11 protein-coding genes are annotated in these 11,156 nt (G+C 51.5%); 3 read left to right on the top strand and 8 right to left on the bottom strand.

The features are described from left to right. The first annotated feature begins 67 nt into the window (after positions 1–67). Positions 68–685, top strand: a complete 618-nt coding sequence (locus tag DHN43_RS19260; RefSeq protein WP_108819710.1) for an FMN-dependent NADH-azoreductase — start codon at positions 68–70, stop codon at positions 683–685. Between the two features lie 72 nt (positions 686–757). Here DHN43_RS19260 and DHN43_RS19255 read toward each other — a convergent pair whose 3' ends face one another. Further along, positions 758–1,111, bottom strand: coding sequence for a RidA family protein (locus DHN43_RS19255; protein WP_063302957.1), 354 nt, complete (start codon positions 1,109–1,111; stop codon positions 758–760). A gap of 17 nt (positions 1,112–1,128) precedes the next feature. After that, positions 1,129–2,229: an NAD(P)/FAD-dependent oxidoreductase gene (locus DHN43_RS19250; RefSeq protein WP_108819709.1), complete on the bottom strand. Its 1,101-nt coding sequence runs from the start codon at positions 2,227–2,229 to the stop codon at positions 1,129–1,131. Between the two features lie 697 nt (positions 2,230–2,926). Between DHN43_RS19250 and DHN43_RS19245 the strand changes: the two genes are divergently transcribed. After that, positions 2,927–3,910: a TRAP transporter substrate-binding protein gene (locus DHN43_RS19245; RefSeq protein ID WP_108819708.1), complete on the top strand. Its 984-nt coding sequence runs from the start codon at positions 2,927–2,929 to the stop codon at positions 3,908–3,910. A gap of 78 nt (positions 3,911–3,988) precedes the next feature. Here DHN43_RS19245 and DHN43_RS19240 read toward each other — a convergent pair whose 3' ends face one another. The 3 genes from DHN43_RS19240 to DHN43_RS19230 all read right to left on the bottom strand — a co-directional run bounded on the left by DHN43_RS19240 (position 3,989) and on the right by DHN43_RS19230 (position 7,866). Beyond that, positions 3,989–4,777 (bottom strand): pentapeptide repeat-containing protein, encoded by a 789-nt coding sequence (locus tag DHN43_RS19240; protein ID WP_063302960.1) that lies wholly within the window; start codon positions 4,775–4,777, stop codon positions 3,989–3,991. 482 nt (positions 4,778–5,259) lie between these two features. Beyond that, complete coding sequence (locus DHN43_RS19235) at positions 5,260–6,405, bottom strand: helix-turn-helix transcriptional regulator (protein WP_057462401.1); 1,146 nt, start codon at positions 6,403–6,405, stop codon at positions 5,260–5,262. A gap of 246 nt (positions 6,406–6,651) precedes the next feature. Beyond that, complete coding sequence (locus DHN43_RS19230) at positions 6,652–7,866, bottom strand: NnrS family protein (RefSeq protein WP_108819707.1); 1,215 nt, start codon at positions 7,864–7,866, stop codon at positions 6,652–6,654. Positions 7,867–8,204: 338 nt separating this feature from the next. Between DHN43_RS19230 and DHN43_RS19225 the strand changes: the two genes are divergently transcribed. After that, positions 8,205–8,912: a DUF930 domain-containing protein gene (locus DHN43_RS19225; protein WP_108819706.1), complete on the top strand. Its 708-nt coding sequence runs from the start codon at positions 8,205–8,207 to the stop codon at positions 8,910–8,912. A gap of 3 nt (positions 8,913–8,915) precedes the next feature. Here DHN43_RS19225 and DHN43_RS19220 read toward each other — a convergent pair whose 3' ends face one another. The 3 genes from DHN43_RS19220 to sigZ all read right to left on the bottom strand — a co-directional run bounded on the left by DHN43_RS19220 (position 8,916) and on the right by sigZ (position 11,039). Continuing rightward, a complete protein-coding gene (locus DHN43_RS19220) occupies positions 8,916–9,443 on the bottom strand; it encodes an Lcl C-terminal domain-containing protein (RefSeq protein WP_108819705.1) in 528 nt (175 codons plus the stop codon). Between the two features lie 188 nt (positions 9,444–9,631). Next, positions 9,632–10,333 (bottom strand): glutathione S-transferase family protein, encoded by a 702-nt coding sequence (locus DHN43_RS19215; protein ID WP_108819704.1) that lies wholly within the window; start codon positions 10,331–10,333, stop codon positions 9,632–9,634. A 163-nt stretch (positions 10,334–10,496) separates the two neighbouring features. Next, positions 10,497–11,039, bottom strand: coding sequence for an RNA polymerase sigma factor SigZ (gene sigZ / locus DHN43_RS19210; RefSeq protein ID WP_108819703.1), 543 nt, complete (start codon positions 11,037–11,039; stop codon positions 10,497–10,499). Positions 11,040–11,156 lie beyond the last annotated feature (117 nt).

The raw sequence follows: 11,156 nt of genomic DNA, 5'->3' as shown, positions 1-11,156 counted from the left end.
ATGCAACTTGGGCTCCTCCGGCATCCAACAGGGGGGCACCCAACTTTATTTCTAAGAGAATTAGCTCATGAAAACTCTTTTGCAAATCAACGCAAGCATGCAAGATCAGGACGCTCAGTCCTCAAAGCTCTCCAACACAATGACCGATGCGCTGCTCTCCAGATTTGTGGGAATGCGGCACATAAAACGGGACTTTAGCAAAGACCCGATCCCCCATCTGGATCACAGCATTTTCCAAAGCTTCCATGATCCCAAGGCAGCTCAGACGCCAGCGCAACAAGCTGGACTGGCTCTGTCTCACACCTTGATTTTGGAGCTAAAGGAAGCTGATTTCATCGTGCTTGGCGTTCCGATGTACAATCTGATGATCCCATCCACTTTGAAAGCCTGGATTGATTATGTAACGCGCGCAGGACAGACCTTTCAGTTCACAGAAAATGGCCCGATCGGCCTTCTGGAAGGAAAGAAATGCTATATCTCGGTTACACAGGGCGGCAACTTTCTTGGCACCCCAAATGATCTGATCACCCCTTATCTGAAAGCGGCCTTGGGCCTGATAGGGATCACGGAGATCGAGTTCATCTACGCAAACGGATTGGCGATGGGACCACAAGCTGCAGAAGCAGGCTTGAGCGAAGCCCATAAGCAAATTGCCAAGATCACACAGGCCTCCGAAGCGGCCTAAACTAAAAGTGGCTGGCTTTGAGCAAAAGGAGAGGAGACCTTATTCCCCTCTCCGTTATCTATGTCACTCTGATCAGGCAGCGACTGCGGCTGTGATGAGGATTTCTACTTTGAGGCTGTCGAGGGCGAGTTTGCATTCGCCGCAGGCGCGGGCCGGTGGGTTTTCCGGGTCAACCCATGCGTCCCAAACGGAGTTCATCTCAGCAAAATCGGCAACATCATTCAGCCAGATGGTGGCTTGCAGGATGCGGGACTTGTTGGAGCCAGCGTCTTCCAGCAGTTTCTCAATATTGGCGAGAATGGCGCGGGTCTGGTCAGCTGCGGTTTTGCCGTTGGTGTCGACCTGACCGGAAAGATGCACGATGCCGTTGTAAACGACGATCTGGCTCATGCGTGGGCCTTTGCCCAGGCGAGTAATATCAGACATGGGGGACTTCCTATGCTTTATGTAAATCGGTTTGGTGAAAGCGCTGCCACGATCTCCTCCGGAAGTTCCGAAGGACGTTTGAGGCAGAGATCTGCGGTGAGACGGGAGAGCGCCGGACTGGTTTGAATGCCGTAACCACCTTGAGCGGCGAGCCAGAAGAAGCCCGCTGCATCAGGAGCAAACCCCACAACGGGGCTGCGATCCTCCACGAAGCTGCGAAGGCCTGCCCAGCTGTGTTCCACACGGGTGACGGAGAAGTTCACGGCATTTTCAAAACGGTAAAGGCCTTCTGCCAGAACCATGTCATCCACGAAGGCATCATGAGGTTCAACAGGGTCCGCATCCACGGGAGAGACGAGCAGTTTGCCCGCTTCTGGTTTGGCGTAAAAAGGTTCGGCAGCTCCCTCAAACAAAGGCCAGTTGCTGCTGTCGACACCGTCCGGCAAGGGCAGAATTGCAGCGGTCCTTCGCTTTGGGGTCAGGCCAATTGTTTTGATACCTGCAAGTTCTGCAATCTTATCAGCCCATGCGCCTGCGGCGTTGATCAGAACAGGCGCACAAAATGTACCTTTTGGCGTGGTCACCTGCCAAAGTCCGTCTTGCCGCTCTATTTGATTGGCAGGTGCTGAAAGGACGATCTCTCCACCACGGGATTTGAAGAGGCGGGCATAGCCTTGAAACAGGCGGTCCACGTCAATGTCCAATGCGTTGGGCTCGTAAAGCGCGGAGGAGACTTTATCCGGATCGAGAATTGGGACCATGGCGAGGGCCTCTTCAGCGCTCCGTGTCTCTAATCCTTCTGCGTCTTCCTCGTAGGTTTCCAGCTGGTCTTCTTTGCCCTTTTCCGCCAGCATCAATAGCCCGCGCCGCGTGAGCACGGTGTCCTCGCAGATGCCTTGCGGGTTCATGAGGGTGGGTTCGGAAGCGGCGATTAAGGCGCGGATGACGGCATTGCCGTAGTTGCGAATGAAGATCGCGGCAGAGCGGCCTGTTGAGTGATGGCCGATCACATCTTCCATTTCGAGCACAATGGTTTTTGCGTTCTCTGCCAGTTGAGAGGCTGCACTGATGCCAGCGATACCGCCGCCGATAATCAGGAAATCGCAATGCTGTGCCATGTCAAACCTCACAAAGATAAAAAGCAAGGCTGATATATCTAGTAAAGCGCGCGGCGATGCGAGGAAAAACCGATCTTACGCACTTTTATATTGTTCCCATAACAATGTTTGGACCGCAGGTTTTCATTTGGTTGGGATGGCTTGAAGTATTGGTCAGCCAATTATGAAAAGACAAAGAACTGCCAAAGAATACGAATCTCTCTCGGGATAAACTGGGAGCTGCTCTGAGGTTGTATGTATTTGGTCGACCTATTTTGGGTGATTTCGATCGAGAGGTCGGACATTATTTCAGATCGGCTGCCAATGCATGCCAGTCAGTATAGTTAAATGTAAGTTTCTGTCGGATTTAGCATAAAGTCCGGCGTTGAAATAAAGAGGTCGGTTACTGCGAGTTGTGTTCGATGTAAGTTGATACTAATATTATTATTACTCAGAAAGCATTAGTAAACCTCACTTTTCATGAAGGTTATGTGGCTTTCATCATCTACGTTTTGTTTTTCTGGGGTGTGTTTCATGAGGCATGATCAATTGTCAGTGCCAACACCTAGATTTGATATTTTGGTTGACCTTTTTGTGAAATTGGTCAGAAGTACTGGTAAGGGATGTCGCCGAAGGGAAGATCGGTTTCATTTCGATAAATCGGGAATTCCGTAGCAGGCGTCGTTTGTCTGTGTACTTCAAGGGAGAATTTAGAAGAATGTTCCGCAAGTCTCATTTTATTGGTGCTGTGCTTACATCTGCTCTTATGGTGGGCGCGACCGTTGCAGAAGCGAAGACCCTGAAGGTCAGCCATAACCTGCCGACTGACAACCCGGCACATATCTCTCTGGAGTTCATGGCAAAGCGCGTTAAAGAGCTTTCCGGCGGCGATGTCAAAATGCGCATCTTCGCAAACGCGCAGCTTGGCACACAACGTGAATCCGTTGAACTGATGCAGAACGGCCTTTTGGACATGGCCCGTTCCAATGCAGCAGAAATGGAAGCCTTTGAAGAGTCATATTCTGCGTTGACCCTCCCATACATCTTTGAGAGCGAAGATCACTATTACAAAGTGTTGACCTCTGATGTTGCTGAAGACGTCTTCATGGCTTCCAAGGACAAAGGCTTTGTTGGTCTGGCGTTTATGGTGGACGGTTCCCGCTCGTTTTACGCAAACAAAGCAATCAACAGTCCAGCTGATCTGAAGGGTATGAAGATCCGCGTGCAGCCTTCCCCATCCGCAATCCAGATGGTTGAATTGCTTGGCGGCGCGCCTACCCCAATCTCCTTCGGCGAGCTGTATTCCGCTCTGCAGCAGGGCGTGGTTGATGGTGCTGAAAACAACCCGCAGGCACTGGTTGATGTGCGCCACGGTGAAGTTGCAAAAGTCTACTCCCGTGACGAGCACACCATGATCCCTGGCGTTCTGATGGTCTCCACCAAAGTGTGGGATGGTCTGGAAGCAGATAGCCAGAAAGCGCTGAAAACAGCTGCACGTGAAATGATGGATTTCCACCGCGACCTTTACAACAAACAGACCCTTGAAGCGATTGAAGCTGCAAAAACCAAGCTTGAAGTTGAGTTTGTGGAAGTTGAAAAAGCTCCATTCATCAGCGCAGTTCTGCCAATGCATGACGCGCTTGCAGAAAAGTCACCTCAACTGGCTGATCTGGTTGCACGCATCAAAGGCCTTGCAAAATAAGCAAAATACTCTCCGGGCAATGAACTTAAACCCCGCCTCACTTGAGGCGGGGTTTTTGTATGGAAAACTGTGATGGCTTTAGTCCGGATCAACCTTGATGCCGAGGCCGTGCAACAGAAGGTGTTGCTGGCTGGCGGAAACAATCATACCCCGATATCCGCGCAGGCTTGTTAAGAAGAGCGCACCCAGATCAGCACCTCGCAAATCCGCGTAGGTCAGATCAAGATCTTCCGTTTCCGCATCAGAAAGCGTGCTGCGCTTCAGGTCTGCATTGGTCAGGTTCGTGTTGGACAGGTTGCTGCTGGTCAGATCGCAGTCGGTGAGAATGCATTCCTCCAGATCCAGATCAGACAGAGTTGCGTAGTTCAGCTGACAGTCGGTGAATGTTGCCCGTGTCTTCAACGCGCGTTTGCCCGCAACCTTGCCAAAGTCACAACCCGCAAGTGAGGCACCCGTCAAACGGGAGTTTTGGAAGGTGATGCAGAACATTTGCGAATACGGAAAGATGGTGAGGCGCAGATCGCAGTTGTGAAACTCCACATTGCTCAGGTCTGCATGGCGAAAACACCCGCCTGCCCGTGTGTCGGCATAATAAAAGCTGCAGTTTTCAAACTTTGCCTCACGCAGATCGCAGCTTTTAAAGGTGCAGGCCGGGAACTGGGTGTCTTTCCAGCTGCTTTCACGAAAATCTACGGAATTGAAGTCACCTTCGGGCTCAAAACTACAATTGAGAAACTGCGCATCCCGCAGGTCTTTGCCCTCAAGCCAGGACGCTTCCAGCTCAGCATCTTCAATTGGTCTGCCAGATTCCAAAAGAGCCGAGAATTTTTCGTAGGTGAGAGCGGTGGAAGTATCTGAGGAAGTCATGTGAGCACCGTGATGAACGAGGAGATTACCACTGTGCCATGTGCAGTGGGAGCGTTCAATCCGACAGGTTCAATTAAGCAAGAAAAGACCGGCGTCGCCTTTTGAAATATGGAAGGCTAAGCCGGCTAGGCAATAATTTGCAACAATACAGGCGGCTCATTTCCCAAGCAAACAAACCACCAAGCAGCAAACTTAAGGACCGAATTGCGGTTGAAGGTATGCCTTCTGTGCCAAGACTGCCTCCGAAAACCTGTGCTCCCGACGCCTCTTGTTTGCTGAGTTAAATTTACTCAGAATTTTTCGAGGTGACTTGATGCAATTGCACTAATTTTCTGCAGAAAAACATAAAATTCTAAAATAGGGTGGTAACGCGCTGATATATCTAGTGAAAATATCAGATTATTTTCCTCGCCAATATGTCAGATGCATGAAATTGAGGGGGTGGGTTTAGGCCACTGAGGGAAAACCCTGAAGGGATTATATCAGGCCTGCCACGGATAGCGTGAAAGCGTGGTCATCACCAGCCGCACGATCTCTGTTTGCGAGCCAACATCCAGCCGCCGGGACACGTTGGCGATGTGGTTTCGTGCGGTATTGTAAGAAATGCCGAGTTGCTCAGCAGCGTCTCGTGTTGACGCACCATTGGTCAGCGCCTTCACAACCTCGGTTTCCTTCGGGGTGAGATTCAGCAGATGGCTGATCATCTTGTCTGGCACTTCGGCAAAATCGGTCGGATCAAAGATCATCATCAGGCAGTATTTTGGTCTGGCCAAAAATTGCGAGAGATACGCAGGAGCATCCTTTTGGGTCTCGATAGGCTGGATAAAGACCAGTGTGTTCGGACCAAATTCATTACGGATGATGACCGGAGACGGCAGAGTGTGAGTGTAGATGGACTGCCTGACGGCGCTTTCCAGTGCGCTGGCCTCATCCACGGCCTTGGCAGAGAGCCGCATATAACGCCCAAGCTGCAAGTTGGTGTGCTTGCTCAGCAGCTTTTCTGCGCGCCCGTTCATCACCTGCACGCCGCTGTTTTCATCAACCACCAGAGCGCTGAATGGCATCTGCTCCAACCAGAACTTGCCCAATGCCTTGGTGGGAGCAACCGCCTCGCGCATGCGGCGCTGCAAAGCCAGCTGAAAAGCATTGCGGAAATACGGCTGCAGGAACTTCACTTCCTCATAGAGCTGGTCCTCATCTCTTTCTGACACAGCATAAGGAAGGGAGATGTTGATGTAGGAACACAAACCGTTTTGACGATCAATCATCAGAGTAATGGCGCGATCGATATTGTCGTTGGGCTCAATGAAGTTGCCGACATAGTCAGCGTGGATGTCTTCTTTTCGGAAATGGCGATGCGGGCGGCAGGGCTCTTCAATATCAACCCGTTTTAAGACGGAGGGCAGCGGATTGAGCTGGGCGACGGGCGCAAAGCTGTCGTGGAACGCCTGCCCTACATTCAAAACCTTGCGATAGTCATAGTGACGGTCTGCCAGGCTTTGCACATTGATGGCAAAGGGAAACTCTGAGTACTTTGTCTGCAGTTGCTTCAACGCATTTTCCAGCGGCTCTTCATTCATGAAGGTCCGGAAGATATCGCTGATACTCTGATCAAGGAGCGGTGTCATAATCTATGGTCTGCAATATGGCTCGAAAGGAGTGGTACAGAGCGGTAATCAAAGATCTCTAATAAAGAAACCGCTTAAGTATTGAGCCGTCAGACGGGTTAAATCAAGTAAGTTGACCGTTTGGTCTAAAAAAGAAACTGACGCTGCGATATATCAGCAACAGTGCATAGGTATATATGAGAATATTCTGAATAAAGAGGTGTGCTTGAATACAGGAAAGGCCCGGAAAACCGGGCCTTTGTGGTTTTAGAAGATTGTATTTGGCCGGGTGACAATGCCCCAGTATCTAACGGTAAAGAGGCCAAATGCACCAACCCAGCACAGGGCTGAAAGACCCAGAACCATGAAATATCCCTGCGGATATAGGAGAATACCAAACACCCGCACCGCTGCACTCATGACAATGAGATAGTAGATCGCGATCTCAACCCATGTTGGCTGAAGTGGTCTGCCGGAGTGACCCAGCGCACTGCGTGTCATCATGGCCAGCATCATACCCGCGATGGAACCAACGGTGATCGCGTGGATCGCCAGCACCTGATCCCATGGCGCGTCTAGCAAAGCCCCTGCCCGCAGCAGCAATGCAATTGGCAGCCAGGCGTAGGAAACCGGCAGAATCCAGAGGATTGGTTTGCCCCATGTGATCTGAGGGCGCCACAGGCCCATCTTCACAATGTGCAGTCCGGCAAGCAACAGCAGGCCAACCGCGCGTAGGGTTGCAGCCTCATAGCTCATGCCAAAATAGATGTCGCTGACCAGCAGCATCACCATGCCAAGGCCAATTGCATCTTCAAGGCGCTGGTTGCGCACTGCGCGTTTTACGCCGAGGGCATTGTTGGTGAAGAGCGGGATAATGCGCCCACCAATGACGGTTACGAAGATCGCGAAGACATCAACAGCCCAGAGGAACACATCGGCAGAGTCATAACTGATCAGATCCAACGCAATGGCGTGGAACAGACCGTTTGCCACAGCCAGCACCAGCAGCAAAGCCACCGCGAAGTAGTTGCGTTTGTTTTTCGCCTGATACAACGGAATTGCGATGCCAAGAGCGGCAAGAGGCAGGAAGAGAAGATCGAGAATTTGCCCGAGAGACCCAAGTGGTCCACTGCCCACAAACAAAAGTACACGCGCCGCCAGCCATAAGGCAAGCAGTCCGCCCAGAACCAAGCCATTCGGTGTACGCCGGCCCGTCCAGTTTTGAACGGCGGTGTAGAGGAAGCCGATGAGAATGGCGACCGCAAAGCCAAAGATCAGCTCATGAGAATGCCAGAGCACACCTTCAAGCGGGCCATTGATCTCGACAAAACCGATAATGGAGGCAACCCAAAGCGGAACGCTGATGGCTGCATACGCTGCACCAACAATATAGAACGGACGAAAGCCGAGGGATAAAAATGCTTCCCAGGAGAAAGCTGCGCTCGCTCTGGGATGCTTCGGCATAGTTTGTGTTTGCTGCATTTATCAGATCTCGGTCGGCGAAGGATCTGCCTTCGCTCATTTTCTTATCAAGGCACAGGAAACGCATTCGACCAGAAGGGATGGAGCGATGGTCGAACTTCTCCACTTATCATTCCTTATAAACATGAAACTAATACTCATATTTGTGCAATGTCAAATAATTCTAAAATAGGCGCTCCGGCCGTTTGTACATGACGTGTAAGGCACTGATTTCAGTAGGACGGCGGGCCTGTTCAATCAGTTGCGGGTAAGTTGAAATGTGAGAGGCTCTGCCGGATTTTTGCCTTGTTCTGCCTTGAGTCTGACCATATCGAGTGGCGGGACACAGGATTGATTCATTGCACGCATTGCAAGCAGACAGAAACAGCTATGTCATTGCGGGGTCCAACAAGACCTATACGCTGGTGTTTGCGTCCTCTTTAATGGTGCATCTGTTCGCCTACTGGGTGCTGGCCATGTCGCACCTGCCTCGTAGCTTTCGGGGAAGCCCGGTCAAAAGCATTGGCGTTGAGCTCATTGGCACTGCTCAGTTTGAGCAACTCATCGCACCGCCAATCCCACAAGAACCACCAACGGCATCCCTCTCTTCTGCTCCACTGGAAGAAGCAGCCCCGCAACCTTTGCCGCCGCCAGTTGTGAGAGAAGAAGTCATCCAAACTCCGCAGCCTGTTATTGCGCAGCACTTTCAGTTGGGCCGTTTGCTGGACGCGCCTGAAAACAAAGAATTGAAAGAGTCGCTGGTTCTGTTTGACCCCTCCGACCAACGCGAGCAGTTGTGCAATCTGGAAGTGATGGAGCAAATCCAGTTATGGAACGAGAGCTTCAACCCGGAACGCGTGGTCGCCTTTGCTTATAAAGACCCGGTGGTCTTCGGCAATTCCGTCAGCGCAGACGGCGCAGCCTTCCGCAGCAAGGGCGACTGGTACCACCTCACCTACAAATGCACCTACAACCCCACCACCAACCTCGTCACCGCACTGGAATTCCTTACAGGTGACACCATCGCACGGTCAGAGTGGGAGGACCATTTTCTGTTTGCGGAGTGAAGGTTACTTTGTGTCGCGAACGGCACGGACGGCCAGAGAGTAGCCCTGGCTGTGGAAGTCTAGGGCGTAGGTGACGAAGTCCAGATAGTAGTACATGCCTTTCAGCTTCTGGTCTCCAGTGGCGGACCAGAAGTCGGCGTAGTCGGTGAAGGCTGGTGCTGTAAGGTCTGGAAACAGGGCGTGCAGTTCGTCTTTATCGGCGCAGGTGGTATCCAGCAGGCCATAAAGCTCGCGGATTGTTGGCAGACGCCAGCCCTCCCTGTTCTCCGCGAAATGAGAGGCAGCGATGTCTTGCCCAACCTGCATTGGTTCACCGGAACAGCTCTTACGATCGCTTTCCCACGTCATGCCTTCTGCGCAGCGTTTCCATTCCAACGCGGAACCGGTTTGCTTGACCAGAGCTCCTTGAAGAGTGAAGCGCTCTTGCAAGGCAGGTTTGTTGCTGCAATCAAGTTGCGCAGCGGCGGGGAATGCTGACAGGAAGAGGCCGAGAGCGGCACCTGTGGTAAGGAAGAAGGGCTTTTTTGTCATTATAAAACATCGCAAAGTGATTTTTGAAAGATCGCGGTGCGAGCATGTTTTATCAAGCAAACCGCAGCACGACTGAACTTCACTGACGCGAAATAGTGGTGTGTTTATGGCAGCTTGGGCATTTCCAGAATTAACCTGTGCGTCCTGCAAAGAAGAACGGATTGGGGCCGCTCTTCTCGCTCTCAGGCTTAACAGCAAGCGCTTGTTTTGCAGACATCCACCTTTGGAGTGTCGCAACACTTTCCAGAGCCCAGATAAGTCTGGTCGGAGAGATAGAATTCGGCGAACAGTTTTTCGAAGTCCTCAGAAACGGACTTTTCTGCCAGACCTGTTTCGAGCAGGCGTTTCTGCCATGCTTTCACAGCAGGAAAGTCCTTCACGAAGTCATAGCCTGCGTGACGTTTTATGATATCAGCACGGTGCAGCAGTGGTAGCCATGCCATGTCAACGTTGCCGATCTCTGCGCCAGAGAAGAAGCCCTCGCCTGAAAGCTGCTGCTCAGCCTTGCCAAACAGTGTGCTCAGCTTCTCAGCGCGCTCTTCCAGCGTTGCCTTGTCGTGGCTGCGCATGGTGCTGCACTGGACCAGATAGTTCTTGGCGGCCTGATAGCTCCATGCCCGCTCAATCGCTTTCTGCTCTGGTGTGAATCCTGGGTGCATTGGCGGTGTTATTTCGTCGATGTATTCAACAATGGCATCGGACTCAAACAGGGCTGTGCCGTTCACGGTGATCAGAACTGGCACCTCTCCGTTTGGAGAGACGTCCAGAAACCAGTCTGGCTTGTCCTTCAGGCTTATGTAATCGATCTGGTAAGGCATCTGCTTCGCTTCAAGCATGGCCGTAACACGCTGGACAAAGGGGCAGATTTTATAGCTGATGATTTTGAGCATCTTAATGTCCTCATTTAGTTTCGCTTGTTAGACGGGCGAGGACGGAAAAAGACGAAATAAAATCCAAGTCAGACTGATTTTAGGAGGCTCACGGTCTGTTTGGATTTACTTTTGCCTGCGTATTCTTATCGGAAAGCCGGTGTCCACTTTTCGGGAATACGCCCTAGCAATTTTTACAACTATCAGATTTTTCTTGATAATCTGCGACACGGCCTTTGGCGTCCAAAGTCATCTTGCAGCAGTCTTCATAGAGTTTGCGCATTTCACTGCGGCTTTTCTGGACGCGAGATTTCAACGTGGAGTAGCTGATGCCCATTTCTGCGGCCAGTTCCTTTTGTGAGATGCCGTCAAGATCAATGCGCGTCAGAAGCTGCGCGCTGTCATCCGGTAAAGAGGCAATGAACGGGCGAATGCAAACGGCCAGATCCTGCTCAATGCTGGCAGCGTCTTGTTTGTGCCAGTCTTCCGCCGCGGAGGTGTCACTGCGCGTGGCATTCTTGCGGTAATGGTCAATGATCGCGTTGTTGGCCACCTGAAACAGCCAGGATTTGAGTGCAGTCTGGTCTTGCAGCTCACTGCGCTTTTCAAATGTCTTGATCAAAATATCTTGCAACAGGTCATCTACATCCGCCGGATTGCTCAGCTTTGAATGCAGAAAGGCTTTGAGCGCCGCACGATACTCCTGCCAGATCTGTTCAAGTGTCATGTCTAGTCCCTGTATCTCGTACTGGCCGAAGACGTGGGAGGTGAAACTCCTCCTGTCAAGATAAGAGCCCGCAAACGGTCATGTTTGCAGGCTCTTTCCGGTTTTGAACGTGAAGGA

The organism is Pseudovibrio sp. Alg231-02, from assembly GCF_900143565.1.
Classification (GTDB): Bacteria; Pseudomonadota; Alphaproteobacteria; order Rhizobiales; family Stappiaceae; genus Pseudovibrio.
The sequence above is the reverse complement of the archived record's forward strand: the minus strand, read 5'-3'. Positions and strand labels throughout refer to the sequence as shown.